This window comes from Flammeovirga pectinis (genome assembly GCF_003970675.1).
Lineage (GTDB): Bacteria > Bacteroidota > Bacteroidia > Cytophagales > Flammeovirgaceae > Flammeovirga > Flammeovirga pectinis.
Genome location: NZ_CP034562.1, coordinates 4,891,519 through 4,915,343, shown reverse-complemented (window position 1 = coordinate 4,915,343; position 23,825 = coordinate 4,891,519). Strand labels below are relative to the sequence as shown.

General features: G+C 33.2%; 16 protein-coding genes. 7 read left to right on the top strand and 9 right to left on the bottom strand.

Annotated features, from left to right (window positions below; translation table 11 throughout):
- Positions 1-114: 114 nt before the first annotated feature.
- The 4 genes from EI427_RS19360 to EI427_RS19345 all read left to right on the top strand — a co-directional run bounded on the left by EI427_RS19360 (position 115) and on the right by EI427_RS19345 (position 2,897).
- Positions 115-903 carry an alpha/beta fold hydrolase gene (locus EI427_RS19360; RefSeq protein ID WP_126617833.1) on the top strand — a complete coding sequence of 263 codons (789 nt, stop codon included), beginning with the start codon at positions 115-117 and terminating at the stop codon, positions 901-903.
- 165 nt (positions 904-1,068) lie between these two features.
- The gene (gene trxA / locus EI427_RS19355; RefSeq protein ID WP_126617831.1) at positions 1,069-1,392 is read left to right on the top strand and encodes a thioredoxin; all 324 of its coding nucleotides are present in this window, start codon (positions 1,069-1,071) and stop codon (positions 1,390-1,392) included.
- Positions 1,393-1,433: 41 nt separating this feature from the next.
- Positions 1,434-1,985 (top strand): carboxymuconolactone decarboxylase family protein, encoded by a 552-nt coding sequence (locus tag EI427_RS19350; RefSeq protein WP_126617829.1) that lies wholly within the window; start codon positions 1,434-1,436, stop codon positions 1,983-1,985.
- A 78-nt stretch (positions 1,986-2,063) separates the two neighbouring features.
- Positions 2,064-2,897, top strand: coding sequence for a helix-turn-helix domain-containing protein (locus EI427_RS19345; protein ID WP_126617827.1), 834 nt, complete (start codon positions 2,064-2,066; stop codon positions 2,895-2,897).
- 40 nt (positions 2,898-2,937) lie between these two features.
- Here EI427_RS19345 and EI427_RS19340 read toward each other — a convergent pair whose 3' ends face one another.
- The 4 genes from EI427_RS19340 to EI427_RS19325 form a co-directional block, all read right to left on the bottom strand.
- The gene (locus EI427_RS19340) at positions 2,938-3,663 is read right to left on the bottom strand and encodes a tetratricopeptide repeat protein (protein ID WP_126617825.1); all 726 of its coding nucleotides are present in this window, start codon (positions 3,661-3,663) and stop codon (positions 2,938-2,940) included.
- Between the two features lie 201 nt (positions 3,664-3,864).
- A complete protein-coding gene (gene pdhA, locus EI427_RS19335) occupies positions 3,865-4,881 on the bottom strand; it encodes a pyruvate dehydrogenase (acetyl-transferring) E1 component subunit alpha (protein WP_126617823.1) in 1,017 nt (338 codons plus the stop codon).
- Positions 4,882-5,087: 206 nt separating this feature from the next.
- The gene (locus tag EI427_RS19330; protein WP_126617821.1) at positions 5,088-5,702 is read right to left on the bottom strand and encodes a hypothetical protein; all 615 of its coding nucleotides are present in this window, start codon (positions 5,700-5,702) and stop codon (positions 5,088-5,090) included.
- A 50-nt stretch (positions 5,703-5,752) separates the two neighbouring features.
- The gene (locus tag EI427_RS19325; RefSeq protein WP_205727879.1) at positions 5,753-6,940 is read right to left on the bottom strand and encodes a GlmU family protein; all 1,188 of its coding nucleotides are present in this window, start codon (positions 6,938-6,940) and stop codon (positions 5,753-5,755) included.
- Between the two features lie 683 nt (positions 6,941-7,623).
- On the opposite strand from EI427_RS19325, the gene EI427_RS19320 reads away from it, so the two are divergent.
- The 3 genes from EI427_RS19320 to EI427_RS19310 all read left to right on the top strand — a co-directional run bounded on the left by EI427_RS19320 (position 7,624) and on the right by EI427_RS19310 (position 17,138).
- Positions 7,624-12,528 (top strand): Ig-like domain-containing protein, encoded by a 4,905-nt coding sequence (locus tag EI427_RS19320; RefSeq protein WP_126617817.1) that lies wholly within the window; start codon positions 7,624-7,626, stop codon positions 12,526-12,528.
- 67 nt (positions 12,529-12,595) lie between these two features.
- A complete protein-coding gene (locus EI427_RS26410; protein WP_126617815.1) occupies positions 12,596-16,021 on the top strand; it encodes a carbohydrate-binding protein in 3,426 nt (1,141 codons plus the stop codon).
- Positions 16,022-16,151: 130 nt separating this feature from the next.
- Positions 16,152-17,138 (top strand): helix-turn-helix domain-containing protein, encoded by a 987-nt coding sequence (locus tag EI427_RS19310; RefSeq protein ID WP_126617813.1) that lies wholly within the window; start codon positions 16,152-16,154, stop codon positions 17,136-17,138.
- A 48-nt stretch (positions 17,139-17,186) separates the two neighbouring features.
- Here EI427_RS19310 and EI427_RS19305 read toward each other — a convergent pair whose 3' ends face one another.
- The 5 genes from EI427_RS19305 to EI427_RS19285 all read right to left on the bottom strand — a co-directional run bounded on the left by EI427_RS19305 (position 17,187) and on the right by EI427_RS19285 (position 23,763).
- The gene (locus EI427_RS19305; RefSeq protein ID WP_126617811.1) at positions 17,187-18,878 is read right to left on the bottom strand and encodes a thiamine pyrophosphate-binding protein; all 1,692 of its coding nucleotides are present in this window, start codon (positions 18,876-18,878) and stop codon (positions 17,187-17,189) included.
- A gap of 233 nt (positions 18,879-19,111) precedes the next feature.
- A complete protein-coding gene (locus EI427_RS19300) occupies positions 19,112-20,803 on the bottom strand; it encodes a thiamine pyrophosphate-binding protein (RefSeq protein ID WP_126617808.1) in 1,692 nt (563 codons plus the stop codon).
- Positions 20,804-21,054: 251 nt separating this feature from the next.
- Positions 21,055-21,489, bottom strand: coding sequence for an IS200/IS605 family transposase (gene tnpA, locus EI427_RS19295; protein ID WP_126617806.1), 435 nt, complete (start codon positions 21,487-21,489; stop codon positions 21,055-21,057).
- Between the two features lie 135 nt (positions 21,490-21,624).
- Positions 21,625-23,316 carry a thiamine pyrophosphate-binding protein gene (locus tag EI427_RS19290; RefSeq protein WP_126617804.1) on the bottom strand — a complete coding sequence of 564 codons (1,692 nt, stop codon included), beginning with the start codon at positions 23,314-23,316 and terminating at the stop codon, positions 21,625-21,627.
- A 201-nt stretch (positions 23,317-23,517) separates the two neighbouring features.
- The gene (locus EI427_RS19285) at positions 23,518-23,763 is read right to left on the bottom strand and encodes a type B 50S ribosomal protein L31 (protein ID WP_126617802.1); all 246 of its coding nucleotides are present in this window, start codon (positions 23,761-23,763) and stop codon (positions 23,518-23,520) included.
- Positions 23,764-23,825 lie beyond the last annotated feature (62 nt).

Below are 23,825 nucleotides of genomic sequence, written 5' to 3'. Positions count from 1 at the left end.
TAAATAAATTGTTGAAAGTTTGAAATAATAGATAACTACCAATCTAAAGAATTGTTCTCTCTAAATAAAAAGTTAGTAGCTTTAGTATTCGACTTATTACAAAAAATTAATCAGATGCTTTCATATACAGACAACAAATCTACGCTCCCCACTTTAGTACTCATTCATGGGTTTTGTGAGACTAAAAATATATGGAAAGAATTTCAAACTGTAATTACTCCTTATTTTAGAGTTATTTGTATAGATCTTCCGGGGTGTGGCCAAAGTAACCCATTAGTCAAAGAGCAACCTTTACTCTCTGATTTTGCAGATGAAATTTACAGAACTCTTCTCCAACTCAATGTAAAAAAATGTACAATGATTGGTCATTCATTAGGAGGGTACGTCACATTAGCCTATGCCAATAAATACCCACAAACATTAAATGGCATTGGTCTTTTTCATTCTACCGCCTTTGCTGATGACGACGCAAAGAAAGATGTTAGAGTTAGAGCTGCAGAATTTGTTAGAGACAATGGAATGAAAGCATTTGTTGCTCCTATGATCGCAAACCTTTTTGCGCTAAAACATAGAGAACAATTTAGAACAGAGATAAATGCTATCATAGAAGAAGCTACACATGAAAGTAGTGAAGAGACGGCAAAAATATCTTTAGCTATGGGGCTCAGAGAAAACCATACTCCATTACTTTCATCACTATCGATACCCGTATTATTTATTATCGGAAAAGAAGATGGTGCTGTGCCTCTTGCCAAAAGTATAGAACAAGCACATTTACCTAAAGATGCTCATGTCTATTATATGGCAGATGTTGGGCATATGGGAATGTTTGAGGTACAAACAAAAGCACAACAAATAATTCTCAACTTTTTAACGTATGCAAATAACCAAGTCAATGCATAAATAGTTAATAATATAAGGTATTCTTAAAGTGTGATTTCTAAGCAAAGGAATCACACTTTTTTTGTTCGGGAATTTTTGCACATTCTTCGGGGAAGAACGCATATCACTACATCAGCTAAATACTACACCTTTGTATTGTTCATTAATCATTAAAACAAAAAGAAAATGAAAGCAATACAAAATATCGAAGAGTACAATCAATTAATCGCAAACAGTAACAACACTCCTGTTCTATTAGATTTCTATGCAGATTGGTGCGGACCTTGTCAGACTTTACTTCCTACAGTAGAAAAATTATCAAAAGAGTACGAAGGGAAAGTAACTATTCAAAAGGTAAATATTGAAGCTGTTCCGGAATTAGCAACACTTCATAAAGTAAGAAGTATCCCTAATTTAGTTTTCATCAAAAACGAAAAAGTAGTAAACACACATATTGGTTTGGCGTCAGAAGCTGATTTAAGAACCAATCTTGATACACTTTCAAACTAATTTATAATTCATTAATTCATCATTCAAAAACAATTATTATTATGTCACAATTTACAATTCCAACAAGAGCAGAAGTTTCAGAAGGTAACCAAGCTATTTTTGATAACCTTAAAAAGAACATCGGTTTTGTTCCAAATTTATATGCCTATTACGCTAAAAGTGAAACTGCTTTACAAGATTATTTAAGTTTCCAAGGACGAAAAACTAGTCTTTCTAATAAAGAAAAAGAAGTTGTTAACCTTGTTGTTAGCGAATTCAATGGCTGTCAGTATTGCTTATCAGCACATACACAATTAGGTAAGATGAATGGTTTTACTGAAGAACAAATTCTTGAAATTAGAAGCGGAAAAGCATCATTTGATTTTAAATTAGATGCATTAGCTCAATTTACTTTAGCATCTGTAGCAGAGAAAGGAAAATTAAATGAAGAGCAAAAAAGTAATTTCTTTGGAGCAGGATATACAGAAGAAAACCTTATAGATACAACTATCGCTATTGGTGATAAAGTGATTAGTAATTACATCCATAACCTTACTAATTTCTCTATCGACTTTCCATTAGCTCAACCTTTAGAGGTTACAGAAAATGCATAAATAATAATTTATTTATTGTATGTACCACAAAGCAGATTTACCTTTAAAAGTAGATCTGCTTTTTTAATTAATTATGTTATGAAATTCACAAAAGAAACTGGTGAGTATTTAGAGATTCTAGAGATCACCTCCGCTAATATATCTTCTGTTATAGAAAGTAATGCCAATAAATTAACGGTATTATGGTTTGATTCTGATGAGAATATTTTAGCTGTAGATGGCGTTGAAGCTACTTACTCTACAGATGATATTATCTTCTTAACTGAATTTCATAAAATAGAAATTAAAGCAATTAAACATGCAAAATTATTAAGGTTTAATAGACCATTTTATTGCATTTCTGAACATGACGGGGAAGTGGGTTGTAAAGGCTTGCTCTTTTTTGGTTCTGCTAATCTTCCTTTTATTCATATAAGTAACGAAGATAAAAAGAAGTTAGGACCCCTCTGGGATGTTTTTTTAAATGAGCTACAATCTGAAGATGAGCACCAACTAGAAATGTTGCAGATGCTACTTAAAAGGCTTTTAATTCTTTGCACTAGAATTTATAAAAATCAAACAGATATAATAAATGCAGATAGTGATAAAGTAGACTTAGTAAGAAATTTTAATTACTTAGTAGAAACTCATTTTAAAAAGAAACATACGGTAGCAGAGTATGCAGATCTTTTAAATAAATCACCTAAAACACTATCTAACGTCTTTAAACTCTTTGGACATAAAAAACCTTTACAGTTTATACAAGACCGTATAGTCTTAGAAGCAAAACGACAAGTAATCTATACAGATAAATCTATATCTGAAATTGGGTATGAATTAGGTTTTGATGATGTACAGACATTTAGTCGTTATTTTAAAAAAATTGAAGGAGTATCTCCAACAGATTATAAGCAAACAAAAAAGGTCAGTTGATTAAATCAACTGACCTTTTTTTATATCTCGTATCGAGCAATTATTTAGCAGCTAAAATAGCAGCATATTTTTTTGCATCGTTTGCTTCTTGAACTTTAGGATACTTACCTAATAAATCGTTATAAGTATCTAATGCTTTTGCATTGTCACCTGCAGCTTCATAAGTAAATGCCAACTTCATCATGTAAGATGGAGTGAATTCTTTATTTTGCTTGTAAGCAATTGCTTCTTTGTAAGCTGAAATTGCAGCAGGATATTTTTCTAACTCAACGTTAGCGTCACCTACTAAAGCATAAGCTCTAGCTTGTACTAATTCGTCTTTAGCAGAAAATGCATCTAAATGAGTAATTGCTTTTGCATACTCACCCATTTTCATATAAGATACACCTGCATAGTATGTAGCAAGGTTTGCAGCTTTAGTTCCGCTATACTCATCTGCAATTTCTAAGAAACCACCAGTTAAGTTACCATCACCATTTAAAGCTTTTCCTAAAGAATCTTTTTCGAAGTAGAATACAGCTGGTGCTAATTCTGCTTGAGCTTCTGCGTTTTGCTTTTCTAGATTTACTCCGTATAAGAAATATCCAGCAACTGCTGCTACAACAATACCTACAGCTATAAGGATAGCATTTTTGTTTTTATCAAAAAAGTCTTGAGAATCCTCTAATCTATCTTGTAGTACTTCTGCACTTTCAAATACCTCAAACTCGCTATGCTCCTCGCCAGTATTACCTTTCTTTGCTGTATCGTGTTTCTTATCTTTCATGGTCTCCATGTATATTTATAAATAGGTCTTTACCTAATAAAAAATCTTTATAATTCAGTCGGCAAATTTAAAAAATATTCCACAATTATAATATTTTTAAGGAGTCTTTGTACTGAAAAATGATTAATAATACATTTTTTAATAAAAAAAGGCTACCCAAAACGGATAGCCTTCTCTTTATATTTTAAATATTTAGTAGAATTAAGAATTCACAAAAGGATAATCAGGTTCTACATAAACATCTGTGTATGCTTCAGATTTATCTGGATAAGGAGATTCTTCAGCAAATTTAACCGCATCTAAAACTCTTTGTTTTAATGACTTGTCAAATTCTTTTAATTCCTCTTCCGTTGCATATCCTTTACTTAAAAGTGTTTGTTTCACTTTCTCGATAGGGTCTTGTGCCTTGTACTCTGCTACTTCCTCTTTTGTACGGTATTTAGCAGGGTCAGACATTGAGTGACCTTTGTAACGATATGTTCTAAATTCTAAGAAGTAAGGACCTTTACCCGCACGGATGTGAGCAGCAGCCTCTTCCATTGCAATATGTACTTCTTCTACATCCATTCCGTCTACTGGACGAGAAGGAATATCATAAGCTGCACCTAATTCATATAAGTGAGTTACATTAGAAGTACGAGCTACTGAAGTACCCATTGCATAACCATTATTTTCTACAATAAAGATTACTGGTAACTTCCAAGCCATTGCCATGTTAAATGCTTCGTGCATTGCACCCTGACGGATTGCACCATCACCAAACATTGTAACACAAAGATTCTTAGTTCCTTTGTATTTCTCTCCAAAAGCGATACCAGCTCCCATAGGAATCTGAGCACCAACGATACCATGTCCACCTGCAAAGTTGACTGATTTATCGAAAATGTGCATAGAACCACCTTTACCTTTAGTAGTACCAGTTGCTTTACCGTACATTTCTGCCATAATAGCACCCGGATCTGTACCTAACATGATTGGGTGAGCATGATCACGATATGCTGTGATATAATGATCATCCTTTGTTAATGCAGAAATTTGACCTGCAGCACAAGCTTCCTGACCAATATATAAGTGACAGAAACCTCTAATTTTTTGCTGACCATATAATTGTGCAGTCTTCTCTTCGAAGCGTCTGACTAATAGCATGTTCTCATACCATTCCCAGTATTGCTCTTTCGAGAAAGCGCGTTCTTCTTTCAGTACTTTTTCTTGAGACATCTCTTAAGGTTGTTGAGTGTTAGCGTCTCTTACATTAGATGACGAAGACGCTAAAAGATATTTTTAATTTTTCGTTTTCGCCCAAATATCCAATTTATAGAGTAAAAAAACAATCATTATTTAATTCAATCTTACTTATTATGGTCCATTTAATAGATTTACAATGATATTAGGCACCAAAATTATTTAACTACAGGTTTTTAAAGTCAAATTTCTGCTAAAGATTTTTTCCACAAAAGCTTTTCACAAGTACAACCTGTACCCATATGATATAATGCGATATCTGTAAATTCTATCTTTTTACCTACCTCTGCAACACATGTTTTTACATCACCTTGCCCAATTATAATATGAGGATTAAAATTGTTTTTGGCATAAGTAGAAAAGAATACATTTAAATACGCTATTCCAGAATAAGGCATTGCCTCATTTATTAAATAAAAATCTGAATTATCTTTTTCTGAGGCTTCATCAAAATGATACTTCTCTATCAATTTCACTAAAGAATAATGTAGGCCGTTTAGTGGGTTAGTTAACTCAAAATTCCAGCCTATTGTATTTTTATTATGCTGATATACACTTTCTATTTTTAATGATTCTAGTTCAAAAAGTGACATTGCTTCTAAGTAATCTTTTATCCTTGATAATACGAATGGATAATCATCTTCTGAAACACGGCACATTGCTATTGATAGATGAGGTATTGTAGTAGTCTCATTCAATTGTAATGTGCTTCCTACTAATGTTTGATTTATATCGACTATCTTTTTTTGCTCTTTTATAGAGGGCAATAACACTATATCTAAGGCTTTATATTTCATGGTGTATGTATAAAAAAAGAGTTGATAACTAATTACCAACTCTTCAATATTTATTCTCTATCGAACTTACTCAGTTCAAATACTTTTTGTAAAATCTGACGATCATGTACTGTGAAATCGGCTTTTCTACGAGCAAAAACACGTTCTGCAATTTCAACCATTTTATCTAGTTGGGCTACATCTTTAGAATCAATAGCACCCCAAGCAAAAGATGGAATATGTTTTGGCGGAAAACCACCACCAAAAATATGAGCACTTACGCCTACTACTGTACCAGTATTAAACATTGTATTAATACCTGCTTTACAATAATCTGCCATCATCATTCCACAAAATTGTTGTTGTGTACTTACATACTCACTTTTTTCGTAACTCCAGATTCTTACAGGCCCGTAGTTATTTTTTAAGTTTGATGTATTAGTATCTGCTCCTAAGTTACACCACTCTCCAACTACAGAATTTCCTAAAAACCCGTCATGGGCTTTATTAGAGTAGCCAAATATTACAGAATTATTGATCTCTCCACCTACCTTACAATGAGGTCCAAAAGAACAATCTTCTCTAATTTTTGCACCCATGTTAATTCGAGTTCCCTCTCCTATTGCACAAGTACCCTGAATAATTACACCTTCTTCTATTACAGCATTTTTACCAATATAAATGGGCCCTTTCTGAGCATTTAGAATAGCAGCTCTTACTTCTACTCCTTCCTCTACAAAGATATTAGCTCTACCATAAACAACCGTATGAGGATCTTCTATATGATGACTAATTCGTCCTCTAGTTACTTCATCAAAATCTAGAATAATTTGCTCCCTGTTATGCGTAAATATATCCCAAGGATGCTGAATTAAACTAACCTCTTCTAAAGGAACTTCAATTTTTTCAAATTCTTCTGGGTCGTCAGTCATCTTAGAATAATTAGTACTAGTATGTAAAACCAATACTTCCTTTCCACAAACTAACCCTTGTCCTTCCTTTAACTCTTCAATTCTTTTTAAAATAGAAGGGTTTGGACAAAGTGAACCATTAATATAATATTGATCACTACCATGTTTTACAGGAAACTTTCCTTGTAGATAATCTTCTGTTAAAAAAGAAACCTCACACTTTAATGCACGTTCCCACTTTTCATAAATTTTAAATATCCCTACACGTATATCTGCAACAGGACGTATAAATGTAAATGGTAATAGTTGTACCCTAAGAGTAGGATTGTCGAATAATATAATGTTCATGATATGATGATAATCTAACGGACAAACACTATTTGTATAGTGCGATTATGGGGCAAAGATGCACCCTTGAATGCTATAGACAAAATTCAATTAGAGATAATAAGGCATTTATTCTATTTATTTTGAGTAAGATAACCTGCTGTATTATGTCGTATTGGTGGAAATATCAGACATTACCAATGCATCATTATTACGTTCTACTGTTAAAATTCATTTTTTTTAAATGATTGATATTTTTTATCAACACATTACATAAGAGCTTAAGTAGTACTGTAAATCAATCTGTTACAATATTTTTTTTAAATGGAAATAGCCAAAAGCATCAATAATTAATAATTTGCTTTTCTACACTTAATAATTGTAAGTTTGGCTTAAGCTATAATTGAAAAAGTCAAAAAATAACTATGATGTAAATAATACTATTACTTCTTTCTAACCAATTGAATAGTAAAATCACGCTTCCTTTTTAAAATCTTCTTTCTAAACAAGTCTCCTCTATCTAAACTTGAGGCTTATCTTTCTATTACAACGCAACCGTTATGTGTTGTGTACATATCGTTATTTGTAAATAACAACTTATTCAAAATCACTTGAAGTAACGTAAAATTGGAGTACTCCCAATACTATTTTACAGCTTAGGACCAGCTATCCTAAAAACTTATATATCTACTAATTAATTTGAAATGAAAAAACAAAAACTATTTTTTTGTCTTAGTATACTACTAAGCACACTTCTCTCTATGCACGTTTTTGGGCAGAACCATGTTGAAATCCGGAACGAAAACCAAGATGCCCGTCTCTATGTTAATAACCAGAGATATATTATTAGAGGTGTCTGTTACCTACCTATTCCAAAAGGAGGTACATCGCCTACATGGGAAAATATCGATACTGATATTGCTTTAATGCAACAAGCAGGTATTAATACAATTCGTACTTATGCTCCTATTCTAGAGAATAATGTAATTGATAAACTTGCAGCAGGCGGTATTCGAATTATAATGGGTTTTGGCTATTCTGATCCAAGTCACCCGTATAAAATTGTAGATGGTACTTACATCGAATATGTAAACCAATACAAAGATCACCCCGCTATATTGATGTGGGAATTTGGTAACGAATACAATTACCATACTTACCCATCTGCAGAAGGTGGTTGGTTTGATGGAGGTCCAATGGAATGGTTTAATGCACTTCAAAATGCAGCAGCCAGTGTTAAAGCTGTCGATCCTCATCATCCTATTTCTACTGCACACGGTGAAAAGCCAACTAAATATGGTGATATGTGGGGAGACCCTATCGAAGTAGCTCCTGATGTAGATGTTTGGGGAATGAACGTTTACAGATGGACTGGTTCGAGTGGTGCAATTTGGGATTTTTGGTATTCTTTTAATGCACAAGGTAGAGTAAAAGGTGCTTACTTATCAGAAGCAGGAGCAGATAGCTATGATGTGAGAATTATGGCAGAAAACCAAGGTATGCATGCTGCTGATATGAAAGAAATACTTTCTCAAGTACTTACAGCTGTTAACCCAGAAGATGGTAAAAAAATTATTGATTGTGGATTAGGTATTACTCTTTTCCAATTTACAGATGGATGGAACAAAACAGGTAGCCCTGCCACCCACGATGTTGGAAATGTAGATTTACCGGGTTCATTCCCTCAAGATAATTTTAATAATGAGGAATGGTTTGGTATTACTACTATTGAACGCCAACCAAAAGAAGCTTTTTATGATGTTGCAGACATTTACAACAATTTAAAAGCTCAATTTCCTGACCCTCCAATGGGTGATGTTGGTAACACAGTTAACGTAACGGGTGTTACAGTAAATACATCAAATGTTACTTTATATGTTGGAGATCAGCTGACTATTTTTACTGAAGTTCTTCCAACAGATGCTTCTAATAAAGCAGTAATATGGTCGGCAAGTACAACTGCAGCTACTGTTGATAATGGAACAATAACAGCAACTCAAGCAGGTAATTCTATTATTACAGCTACTACTGTAGATGGTAATTTCTCTGCTACTTGTAATGTTACTATAGTAAACAGAATACAACCAACTTGTGATATAGATAGCCAACTTGAAGCTGAAAATTTTGCTACAATGAATGGTATCCAATTAGAAGCTACCACTGATATTGGAGGTGGACAAAATGTTGGTTGGATTGATGCTGGTGATTGGATACAATATGATATCGAATTACCTGCCTGTACTTATGAAGTCACTTTTAGAGTAGCAAGTCTTGATGGTGGCGGCATTTTAGAACTTAAAAATGAAAATACTTTACTTTCTAGTTCTCAAATTACACAAACATCAGGGTGGCAAAATTGGGCTGATATAACAGAAGAAGTGACTATTTCTGAAGCAATCACATCTTTATCAATTCATGCTCCTAATGGTGGATACAATATCAATTGGATCAAAATAAAAAGTAAAGAAGAAAATACAGTTATTACTCCAAATAGTATTGTATTATCTACTTCATCAATTGATTTAATTATTGGAGAACAGCAAACAATAACTGCTAATATTCTGCCTACAAATACAACGGACAAAAGTATTGTTTGGGCATCTTCTAACCCTACCATTGCAACTGTAGATCAGAATGGTTTTATTACTGCAATAAGTAGAGGAACGGCAGTAATTACAGGAACAACAAGTAATCAATTGAATGCTACCTGTACAGTTACTGTTCAAAATCCTATCATTAATGTTTCTACTATCAACCTAAATACAATAACGGAAACACTAATAGAAGGAAATAGCACAATACTTACAGCGACAGTTTTACCAGAAAATGCTACAGACAAATCAGTTACTTGGAGTAGTTCAAATACTGCAATAGCATCAGTCAATCAAAGTGGTCTTGTTACAGCAATTTCAGAAGGAACGGCAATCATCTCTGTGATTTCAAATGATGGAAATATATCAGCTTCAGCAACAATAAATGTAGAAGCAGACAATTCTATAAGTTGTAATTTTTCTACGTTAATAGAAGCTGAAACATATACTGCCAGTTTAGACGTTCAAGTAGAAAATACTACCGATACAAATGGTGGTCAAAATGTTGGTTGGATTGATGCTGGCGATTGGCTTGTTTGGAATGTAAACATTCCTGCATGTACATATAAAATTACCTATAGAATTGCGAGTGCTGTAAATGGAGGTACGATTCAGATAGAAGAAGCTGGAGGAACAAATGTATTTGGTCAAGTTACTTTTAATGGTACTGGCGGATGGCAATCTTGGGTAGATATTGAACAAGAAATTACTATTGAAAATGCTATTTCTGAATTAGCAATTTTTACTTCCACAGGTGGTTTTAATATCAATTGGATTAAAATTGAATCACTAAACCCTACCATTCCAGCAACATCAGTAACGATAAATAACTGTCCGACTGATGTAGCTTTAAATACTTCATATCAGCTTACAACTACAATTCTTCCTAACAATACAACAGACAAAACAATTGTTTGGAGTTCTTCGGATGAGAATATTGTAACTGTAGACCAAACAGGAATTATAAACTTTATTAATTTTGGTGAAGCTACAATTACTGCAGTTAGTTCTAATCAATTATCTGCTAGTTGTACTGTAGTTTTAGAAAATAGTAATGTTCCTGTTTCTTCAATCAGTCTTTTTGATCTACAAGAAAAAAATGAAATCACAATTGAAGAAAATGCTTCGTTTACGCTTTCACCAAGAATACTACCACAGGATGCTACCAATAAAAATATCAATTGGTCATCTTCTAATACTGCTATTGTTACTGTAACTCAAGATGGTACGATAATGGGTATTTCTGAAGGTAATGCAACAATAACAGCTATTACAGAAGATGGTAATTTGAGTACATCTGCCCCAATTGTTGTGACTGCAAAACCAATTGGAAATGGAGAACTTACATTGCTATGGGAAGATCAATTTAACGGCAATTCTTTAGACCCTAATAATTGGGTTATGGAAAACTCTAATGGCTGTGATATTGGCAATTGTAGTTTTGGAAATCAAGAGCTACAAGCCTACACAAATAGAAATGAAAATGTAAGTGTTGAAAACGGTAAACTTGTACTTACCGCTCGTAAAGAAACGCTCATGGACCGTGATTTTACATCTGGTAAAGTAATGTCTAGAGAAAAAGTAAATATTAATTACGGTGTGGTAGAAGCTAGTATTAAACTTCCTGATATGAACAATGGTTTATGGCCTGCATTCTGGATGTTACATACACGAAATAACTGGCCATATACCGGAGAAATTGATATTCTTGAAGCTGGAGCAAAAGCAATTGAAAAAGATGTAAACGAAGAAGTAAAATCAAATATTTTCTGGAGAGCTGAAGCGGCCGGTGTAGATGCTAATTTACAATGGGGTAATGAAGATGCTTTTTCTTATTATACAGGAGAGCAATCTGGCAAACAAGCGCACGAAGCATTTTTTGTTTATCGCTTATATTGGACACCAGATTACATTCGTACAACAATCTTACAAACTGATTCTAATGGAGAACCTATTCCATCTACAGAATATGAGATGTTACGTATTGATAACGATCCAAATAATCCTACTTTCCAAAATGAATTTTTCTCTGATGATAGCTTTTATGTAATCATGAACTTAGCCGTTGGAGGTTGGTTTCCTTTCAATCCAGATAATGGAGAAAATAATGCGGCAAATGTTACCGCTCTACCAACTCCCGGTTCGGAAAGAGAAATGCTAATAGATTATGTAAGAGTATATGCAATTGATGGTATTGGTGCTGTAAGTAGTGGTCCTGGATATGCAAATCCAATTCCTGCACCAAAATTTGGTATCTATGAAGATGGCACAGAAACAGCCAAAACTTTGGCCTACGGAGTAGATGCAGAACTTTGGGTTTGGTCTGGAAGTGATGTTCTACTTAATGCTGAAGCTAGTGTTTATGGCGATTCTGCATTAAATTTTACAATGCCAGCAAATACATGGTCTGGATTAGGTTTTAATAGCTCGGATGTACTAAACCTAAGTAATTACAATGGTGGTACATTAAGATTTAAAGCAAAAACAAACTCTTCAGAACCTTTCAGAATTCATACATGGACACGTACTGGTGGACGAGAAGTACAATTTGGAAGAGGTGAAAATGTTTATGGACTTGTTCGAGATGGACAATGGCATGATGTTGAAATTCCTTTAAATGATATTGTAGATAACTTATCAGAAGTAATTAGACCATTTATAATTGGTGAAACCCCAGGCAATACACCAAGTTCTGATTTAGAAATTGTATTAGATGAAATTCATTATGCAACCTCTGGATCAAATGCTAGATTAAATGAAAGTGCTCTTGCCCTAGAACAAGAAATTACAATAAATGCATATCCTAACCCTGCCACTAACATTATTACTTTAAATGGAGAACTTCAAAATTTCTCTCAACTTACCGTATTTAATATTGATGGTAAAATACAATTCAGCCAAAATATTGACAGCGAGTTAATGGTTGATATTCTAATCAGCAATCTGAAAACGGGAATTTACTTCATTCAGCTAAATGGAGTTGAACATTCTAAATCAATAAAATTTATAAAAAAATAAGTGCTAACTATTATTTGAGGTGGAGTTATTAACTCTGCCTCATTTATTATCTAATCTATACATCTAAATGAAACACACTACAAAACTAAAAAATCAACTACTCATTGTGTTACTGTTCTTATGTTCCAATGTAAATGCACAAAATTTTACATTTGGTACAATTCCAGATACACAAAACCTATCGGAATTCGATAGCGATGCCTGGAAATTAATGGGTCTTACAGGTTGGTACGTTGAACAAAGACAAGACTTAAATCTATCTTTTGTGGCCTCGCTTGGCGACATGACACAATGGGGTGATTATGGACAATGGCAAAGGGTACGTAGTGCATACGATCTATTTAAAGATAATGGAATGCCGTATGCACCTTGTCAAGGAAATCACGATCCTCAATTAGATAGATTTAATCAATATTTTCCAGAAAGTGAATTTATTGGAACACCTACTTATGGAGGCAATTTTAACGGAATGGAAAATGCCTATTACCTGTTTTCTGAAGCAGGAATGGACTTTATTGTTGTTACTCTTCAAACACACGATAATTACATTGGAGACTACGACCTTCCCTCAATTAATTGGGCAAATGATATCTTAAATCAATATGCTGATAGAAGAGCTATTTTTATTACGCATGATTTCTTTGAAGAAAGAGGCTTAATCAATGATGTAATTAAACAACATGATAATCTCTTTTTAGCTATCTGTGGTCATTCTTGTTCAAGAGAAGAATACTGGACAGAAACATCTCCTTCTGGAAATACTGTAAACTGTATAATGACGGATTACCAATGTGATGATGATAAAGGAACTACCCTTCGTTATTACACATTTGTACCAGAAGAAAATAGAATTGATGCATTCACGTACAATACTTTAAGTGGAAACTATGAAACGGATGCTAATTCACAATTCAGTATTAACTACCAAATGGAAAGTCTTCCATGCGAACTTCCACACCAAGCTTACAATGGTAATGTAGTAACACTTCCAGGTACTTTCGAAGCAGAAAATTATAATGAAGGTTGTCCGTCTATTCCTTTTTACGATACAGACGATACAAACCAAGGAGGCGAATACAGAACAGATGCTGTAGATATTGAAGTTTGTACAGATGGAGGTTTTAATGTTGGATGGACAGAAGCTGGAGAATGGTTAAACTATCAAGTGAATGTAACGACATCAGGTACATATAATTTTGATTTTAAAATAGCAGCTTTCGAAGGTGGAGGTAGTTTTCATTTAGAAGTTGATGACATTGCTATTACAGAAACAATTAATGTTACATCAACTGATGGATGGCAAAGCTGGTCTATTATTTCTTCTAATGATGTACTTCTAAACAGCGGTATTCAAAATATTAAATTAGTAATCGATCAAGGAGGTTTTAATATTGATAATATTACTGCAACAAGCGTAATAACTGAAATCCCTCCTAGTATATCACTTATAAACAATACTCCTACTTCACCTAAATCAACTGATGACATTACTATTTCTGCTACAATTACAGACAATAGTACTGTAGTAAATGCAGAGATTTTATGGAATAATCAAGTGAGTGTTTTAACAAATAATGGTGATGTATATAGTGGTGTTATTCCAGCTCAAGTAGATGGAACTATCATCAATTATCAAATAAAAGCTACAGACAATGATGGTCTTGTAACAATCACAAATCAGCAATCAATTACTGTAAATGATCCAGATATTAATGAGCCTCAATTAATTTGGTCTGATGAGTTTAATTATACAGGTTTACCAGATCCATCAAAATGGGGATATGATGTAGGAAATGGTGGATACGGTAATAATGAGTTACAGAACTATACAGAAAATCGCTTAGAAAATGCTCGTGTAGAGAATGGTCATTTAATTATTGAAGCAAGAAGAGACTGGCATCAAAATATAGAATATTCTTCTGCTAGATTAGTGACTAAAAATAAAGGTGATTGGTTGTATGGCCGTGTTGACGTATCTGCTAAACTACCCGGAGGAAAAGGTACTTGGGCTGCCATTTGGATGCTTCCTACAGATTGGGAATATGGCGGATGGCCAGATAGTGGTGAAATAGACATTATGGAAAATGTAGGTTACGATCCAAACACAGTACATGGTACCGTTCATACAGAAGCTTATAACCATAGAATTGGTACACAGTTAAGTAATAGTATAGATAAATCTACTTATCAGTCAGAATTTCATTCGTATTCTGTAGAATGGACAGAAGATAAAATGGATTTCTTTATTGATGGAGAAAAATACTTTACACATTTAAAACATGGTGGTTCTCCTGAATGGCCTTTTGATAAGCGTTTCCATTTAATCTTAAACCTTGCCGTTGGTGGAGATTGGGGTGGAGCCTTAGGTGTCGATTCTAATATTTGGCCACAAAGAATGGAAGTAGATTATGTTAGAGTTTATGACAAAGGTTCTTCTCAAGAAGTAGTTACTACTACGCTTCCTGGAAGATTAGAAGCAGAGAATTATTCTGATGCAGAAGGTATTCAGAAAGAAACTTGTAGTGAAGGCGGACAAAATGTTGGATATATTTCTAGTGGCGATTGGTTAAAATACAATGTAGATGTAACTACAGCAGGAAGCTATTTAGTAGAATATAGAGTTGCTAGTAATAATGGTGGCGGACAGTTAAACTTAGAGCAAAACAGTGGAAATACAATTCTTGGAAGTGTTACCATTCCAACTACCGGCGGATGGCAAACTTGGACAACTGTATCTGATACTGTTCAGTTAACTGCTGGAGAACAAAATATAGCAATTGGTATTCCTTCTGGTGGATTTAATATTAACTGGATTCAGTTTACTGCTATAACTGACATTCCAAATAATGTAACACCTATCAGAATAGAAGCCGAAGCATATTCAATTATGGATGGGCTTCAGAAAGAAACATGTAGTGAAGGTGGTGAAAATATTGGCTATACAGACCAGAATGATTGGGCTGTTTACGATGTAGAAATTCCTGCAGGTAACTATGAAGTTAGCTATAGATTTGCAGCAATGAATAGTGGTGGAGAAATTCAACTTGAAAAAGCTGGAGGCGGAGGAGTCTTTGCTAAAACTGCTATTGGCAGTACTGGTGGATGGCAAACTTGGTCTACTGTTTCTGACCAAATTTCTATTACTGAACCTATCAGTAAAATTGCAATAAATATTAGACAAGGTGGTTTTAATTTAAATTGGATTGAGCTAGTTCCTCAATCAAGTAATGCAAGAAGTATCGCAAGTACTTCTACTCTAAAATTAGAAGAAACATTACGCATTTATCCTATCCCTGCTACAAATAAATTGACTATTTCTAATTTTAAAAATCAAATAGTTGATCTAAATGCATATAGTCTAGATGGTAAAAAACACCTTTTAGATAACAGTAATAATACTATTGATATATCATCGCTTAAGAAAGGAATTTATATTCTTCAATTAATTGATGATAAAGGAAAACTACATACCAAAAAGTTTATCAAGGAATAGGTTTAACTTGTTTAAAGTATTAAAAAGCACTCTTAAGGAAGGTATTTTCTTTAAGAGTGCTTTTTTATTTAGAAGTCTAAAAGCATATTAATATATTCAGATAACATAACCCTTTTATTGTTTGTTATTTATGAAAAAGTTCACCTCAATAGTTACCGATTTCAATAATCATAAAAAAGATATAGCTACCTTTTTTCAAGGAAAATTTATTTCAGATGATTATATAAAAATTGAATCTGATGTAGCTGAAGGCTTCATAATTTTTCATAAATTATCTGATAACGATCATTTTATTGTTTTCAATATACAACTGAAAGACGATGTTGAGTATGAATTAGATTATAGTAATGCTGAACATTTTGATCGGTTAGCAGCATTTTTTAATAACGAAACTTATGTAAAAAGTATAGATGAAGAAACAGATCAGTTAATTCAATATGATGGATTTTATACTTGCGATAAGGAAGTTCGGATTAAAGGAAAAATTAAGAAGGGAGACTTTTTACAACACATTAGTTTTTTCCATACTACTGATATTTTTGATAATTATATCAACGAAAAAGTCAGAAACTATTACAAGACACAAAAACACTTTTTGATTTATCTAGATAACCGTTCAGAATTAAATAATTTCAAGAAAACACTAATCAATATTTTCACCTATCCTCCTGAAATTTTAAATAAAGTGCTTAAAATAAAATTACATGAACTAAAGTATATTTTATTAGCAAGGTTATTTAATTTAGATATAGATAAACTATCAACTAAAAATACGTCTATCTCTAATTATCATTTAAAAATTATCTTCGAGATCAGAACTTCTATTCTTGAAGATTTAAGAGAGAAACCTAATGTAGGAGATTTCATTACCAAATACGGTATTCATAAAACACTCCTTCAAAGCTTATTTCAAGAAACTTTTGGGTATACAATTTATAATTTCTTTACTGCACAAAGAATGGAAAAAACCAAAGAAGCATTAATAGATAAAAAAATGAGTACAACAGAAATTGCTTATGAATATGGATTTAGCGATGTACAACATTTTTCTAAACAGTTTAAAAAATTCTTTGAGCAAACCCCAAGTAATTATTTCAAAAAATTTAATATAAAATAAAAAAAGCGACCATTGCTGATCGCTTTCAAATACCGAGAAATAGTTATTTTAGTGTTGTAATGCTTCACTAAATTTTACATTGAAAGATGCACTATCCCATGGGTCTAGTTTTACTCTAACAACATTAACACCTTTTTTACCTCGTAATTCTGTAAATATTTTGTCTAAATCATTTTCTGTCTTAGCAACATAACTTGATGTAGTTACACCATCTTCTCCGCCAAATGTCTCGGCTAATTGTTCATACTTCCATGGTAAGAAATCGTTGTAAGAACGCTCTTTACCTGGGTGAATCTGACGCTCTGCTCCGTAACCAGAGTTATCTAAAATAATTAATGTCGCATCTAATTTATGCTCTATTATTGTAGAAAGCTCTTGTGCTGACATTAAGAAAGCGCCATCTCCAGTAATACTTATTACCTGACCTTTATCTGTGCTATCCTCACTATGAGCAAAAGTAGCTCCGATACTCATTCCAAAACCTGCGCCCAAAGAACCCCAGTTTCCACAACCATGAATTTGAATATCTTTCTTCAAACCTGCCTGAGAAGCATTAATATATCCTCCTGTATCTCCTACTAAAATATCTCCCGAATTCATGAAATTGGCAAATTGAACATACATTCTATCAATCGTTAGATCGTTATCTGTTGGTGCAAATTTATCTCTTCTTTCAAAGACAAATTTCCTTGCAGATGCATCAATCTCTAATTTCTTTGGAGTCAGAACTTGTACTTTTTCAGCAAGAACTGGTAGAATATCTTTTAAATAAACATCAAAATAATACTCTCCATTAATGATGACACAATCATTTAAAATATGAACAGCATCTTGATTTACTCCGATACTATCAGAAAATACTCCTGTATCAAACTCTGTATGTTGAACACCAAAAGTGATATTCAAATCAGCGTTCTCAATCATCTTATTTGTATAATCTTCTGAGACTTTACCTTGGTAAAAGCCGACTGCATTCGGGTGATCTTCAAAATGTGAGATCTTACCCGTAAAAACAGTTCCTACACAAGCATTAATATGAGAAATAACTTTATCTGTTGTCAAAATCATATTATTTCTCTGTAATAAAGGTCCTACTAAAGAGGAAATACTTTCTGACTTCTCTATCAATTTTGTAATCTGATCTACTGCATTATTAAGTGTAACTGTATTAGTTACTTTCTTATTAATATTTAAAGGTGTGGTTGGGTAATTATCCAACTCTGCCTGTTGTAAATCAAATGGTATTTCTAAATAAACAGGCTTTTTCTGAATAAATGAATCGATTAATAATGCATCTATTTCTGCTGCTGCTGTTTCTGTAGATGATACGCGTAATGTTCTTAATGTTATATTTTCCATTACTTTCATCGAGGTATCAAAATCTTGATCTACTAAGTGATGTAGTAATTTGGTACCTATCGTTTTAGAAACACTTCTTACCGGTGCTCCACATATTACTACTAATGGTGAATTATCTGCATAAGCTCCGGCAACTGCATTTACTGTACTTAATGAACCTACACCAAATGTTACCGCTACTGCACCAAAACCATTTATTCTTGAATAACCATCTGCTGAGTATGTAGCATTTAATTCGTTTCTACTATTTACGTGGCTAACTCCTGTTTTTTTATCTATTAACTCATCAAAAAATGGTAATACATAATCCCCTGGGATACCAAATAAATTATTTACGTTTAACTCGTTTAATCTGCCTAGTAAAAATTCTGAAACTGTCATAATGAAGAGATTTATATTTTTTTTGTAATTGTTTTTATTGAACAATACAAAGGTGCAGTTTTCAAAATGGACTTCGTGGGACAAAAAGATGCTTCTGTGGTAAAAAAAGATTTTTAAGAAAAGAGAAGAAAAAATTCTTTGAGCAAACCCCAAGTAATTATTTCAAAAAATTTAATGTAAAATAAAAAAAGCGACCATTGCTGATCGCTTTCAAATACCGAGAAATAGTTATTTTAGTGTTGTAATGCTTCACTAAATTTTACATTGAAAGATGCACTATCCCATGGGTCTAGTTTTACTCTAACAACATTAACACCTTTTTTACCTCGTAATTCTGTAAATATTTTGTCTAAATCATTTTCTGTCTTAGCAACATAACTTGATGTAGTTACACCATCTTCTCCACCAAATGTCTCGGCTAATTGTTCATACTTCCATGGTAAGAAATCGTTATAAGAACGCTCTTTACCTGGGTGAATCTGACGTTCTGCTCCATAACCAGAGTTATCTAAAATAATTAATGTCGCATCTAATTTATGCTCTATTATTGTAGAAAGCTCTTGTGCTGACATTAAAAAAGCGCCATCTCCAGTAATGCTTATTACCTGACCTTTATCTGAACTATCCTCACTATGAGCAAAAGTAGCTCCGATACTCATTCCAAAACCTGCGCCCAAAGAACCCCAGTTTCCACAACCATGAATTTGAATATCTTTCTTCAAACCTGCCTGAGAAGCATTAATATATCCTCCTGTATCTCCTACTAAAATATCTCCCGAATTCATGAAATTGGCAAATTGAACATACATTCTGTCAATCGTTAGATCGTTATCTGTTGGTGCAAATTTATCTCTTCTTTCAAAGACAAATTTCCTTGCAGATGCATCAATCTCTAATTTCTTTGGAGTCAAAACTTGTACTTTTTCAGCAAGAACTGGAAGGATATCTTTTAAATAAACATCAAAATAATACTCTCCATTAATGATGACACAATCATTTAAAATATGAACAGCATCTTGATTTACTCCGATACTATCAGAAAATACACCTGTATCAAATTCTGTATGTTGAACACCAAAAGTGATATTCAAATCAGCATTCTCAATCATCTTATTTGTATAATCTTCTGAGACTTTACCTTGGTAAAAGCCGACTGCATTTGGGTGATCTTCAAAATGCGAGATCTTACCCGTAAAAACAGTTCCTACACAAGCATTGATATGAGAAATAACTTTATCTGTTGTCAAAATCATATTATTTCTCTGTAATAAAGGTCCTACTAAAGAGGAAATACTTTCTGACTTATCTATCAATTTTGTAATCTGATCTACTGCATTATTAAGCGTAACCGTATTAGTTACTTTCTTATTAATATTTAAAGGTGTAGTTGGGTAATTATCCAACTCTGCCTGTTGTAAGTCAAATGGTATTTCTAAATAAACAGGCTTTTTCTGAATAAATGAATCGATTAATAATGCATCTATTTCTGCTGTTGCTGTTTCTGTAGATGATACGCGTAATGTTCTTAATGTTATATTTTCCATTACTTTCATCGAGGTATCAAAATCTTGATCTACTAAGTGATGTAGTAATTTGGTACCTATCGTTTTAGAAACACTTCTTACCGGTGCTCCACATATTACTACTAATGGTGAATTATCTGCATAAGCTCCGGCAACTGCATTTACTGTACTTAATGAACCTACACCAAATGTTACCGCTACTGCACCAAAACCATTTATTCTTGAATAACCATCTGCTGAGTATGTAGCATTTAATTCGTTTCTACTATTTACGTGGCTAACTCCTGTTTTTTTATCTATTAACTCATCAAAAAATGGTAATACATAATCCCCTGGGATACCAAATAAATTATTTACGTTTAACTCGTTTAATCTGCCTAGTAAAAATTCTGAAACTGTCATAATGAAGAGATTTATATTTTTTTTGTAATTGTTTTTATTGAACAATACAAAGGTGCAGTTTTCAAAATGGACTTCGTGGGACAAAAAGATACTTCTGTGGTAAAAAAAGATTTTTAAAAAAAAGAGGAGAAAAAATTCTTTGAGCAAACTCCAAGTAATTATTTCAAAAAATTTAATGTAAACTAAACCACTCTGCACTGAAAGTGCAGAGGTTTGGGGGGTAGGACTGAAAGTCCTACGCTCACTTCCTCTTATTCCAACATGAAGTTGGAATTATCGTCCATATCGCTCCTATGATGTTCTAAATAGTCGTTGACCATTTCGTCTGTAATGTTACCTGTACTCCAAGCGCCGTAACCTCCTGCCCAAAAATGCTTACCCCAATACCTTTTTCCTAAACTAGGATATTCTTGTTGAAGTAACCTTGAAGTTCGACCTTTCATACGTTTCAAAATATCACTAAGACTTTTAGTCGGAGGGTACTCTATGTGGATATGAACATGATCTTTACTTACAACTCCTTTTAGGATCTCAATACCTTCTACTTCACAAATTTGAATGAGAAGAGATCTACATCGTTTTTGAATATCTCCTTCTAGAACTTGATAACGATATTTAGTCGCAAAAACTATATGGACGGTCAACCTAGTCACTGTATGATGACCTTTTCTATACTCCTGTGTCATAATACTCAGAATGTAGTAGATTTTTTCGAAATACTAAAGTTCTGCACTGAAAGTGCAGGGTTTTAAACCCATTTATGAGACCAATAAAAAAAGCGACCATTGCTGATCGCTTTCAAATACTGAGAAATAGTTATTTTAGTGTTGTAATGCTTCACTAAATTTTACATTGAAAGATGCACTATCCCATGGATCTAGTTTTACTCTAACAACATTAACACCTTTTTTACCTCGTAATTCTGTAAATATTTTGTCTAAATCATTTTCTGTCTTAGCAACATAACTTGATGTAGTTACACCATCTTCTCCGCCAAATGTCTCGGCTAATTGTTCATACTTCCATGGTAAGAAATCGTTGTAAGAACGCTCTTTACCTGGGTGAATCTGACGCTCTGCTCCGTAACCAGAGTTATCTAAAATAATTAATGTCGCATCTAATTTATGCTCTATTATTGTAGAAAGCTCTTGTGCTGACATTAAAAAGGCGCCATCTCCAGTAATGCTTATTACCTGACCATTATCTGTGCTATCCTCACTATGAGCAAAAGTAGCTCCGATACTCATTCCAAAACCTGCGCCCAAAGAACCCCAGTTTCCACAACCATGAATTTGAATATCTTTCTTCAAACCTGCCTGAGAAGCATTAATATATCCTCCTGTATCTCCTACTAAAATATCTCCCGAATTCATGAAATTGGCAAATTGAACATACATTCTGTCAATCGTTAGATCGTTATCTGTAGGTGCAAATTTATCTCTTCTTTCAAAGACAAATTTCCTTGCAGATGCATCAATCTCTAATTTCTTTGGAGTCAGAACTTGTACTTTTTCAGCAAGAACTGGTAGGATATCTTTTAAATAAACATCAAAATAATACTCTCCATTAATGATGACACAATCATTTAAAATATGAACAGCATCTTGATTTACTCCGATACTATCAGAAAATACACCTGTATCAAACTCTGTATGTTGAACGCCAAAAGTGATATTCAAATCAGCATTCTCAATCATCTTATTTGTATAATCTTCTGAGACTTTACCTTGGTAAAAGCCGACTGCATTTGGGTGATCTTCAAAATGCGATATCTTACCCGTAAAAACAGTTCCTACACAAGCATTAATATGAGAAATAACTTTATCTGTTGTCAAAATCATATTATTTCTCTGTAATAAAGGTCCTACTAAAGAGGAAATACTTTCTGACTTATCTATCAATTTTGTAATCTGATCTACTGCATTATTAAGCGTAACCGTATTAGTTACTTTCTTATTAATATTTAAAGGTGTGGTTGGGTAATTATCCAACTCTGCCTGTTGTAAATCAAATGGTATTTCTAAATAAACAGGCTTTTTCTGAATAAATGAATCGATTAATAATGCATCTATTTCTGCTGCTGCTGTTTCTGTAGATGATACGCGTAATGTTCTTAATGTTATATTTTCCATTACTTTCATCGAGGTATCAAAATCTTGATCTACTAAGTGATGTAGTAATTTGGTACCTATCGTTTTAGAAACACTTCTTACTGGTGCTCCACATATTACTACTAATGGTGAATTATCTGCATAAGCTCCGGCAACTGCATTTACTGTACTTAATGAACCTACACCAAATGTTACCGCTACTGCACCAAAACCATTTATTCTTGAATAACCATCTGCTGAGTATGTAGCATTTAATTCGTTTCTACTATTTACGTGGCTAACTCCTGTTTTTTTATCTATTAACTCATCAAAAAATGGTAATACATAATCCCCTGGGATACCAAATAAATTATTTACGTTTAACTCGTTTAATCTACCTAGTAAAAATTCTGAAACTGTCATAATGAAGAGATTTATATTTTTTTGTAATTGTTTTTATTGAACAATACAAAGGTGCAGTTTTCAAAATGGACTTCGTGGGACAAAAAGATGCTTCTGTGGTAAAAAAAGATTTTTAAAAAAAAGAGGAGAAAAAAATTTGGGCATAAAAAAAACCACGATTCCAAATTTGAAATCGTGGCCTTTTGAGAATAAAGCAAATACTTATGCTTTCTTTCCGTATTTTTTGTTGAAACGGTCAACTCTACCTGCAGCTGAAATAGCAGCTTTCTTACCAGTATAGAACGGGTGAGATGCAGAAGAAATCTCGACTTTGAATAATGGGTGAGTTTCACCTTCAAATTCAATAGTGTCTTGTGTTTTAACAGTAGAACCAATAAGGAACTTCTCGTTACTAGTCAGATCGTGGAATACCACAGGTCTGAACTCAGGATGAAGATCTTTTTTCATCTTATAATATTTTTTTACTTAATTCTGTAATCCCAAATCGAAACGCAAAAGTAATACTTTGT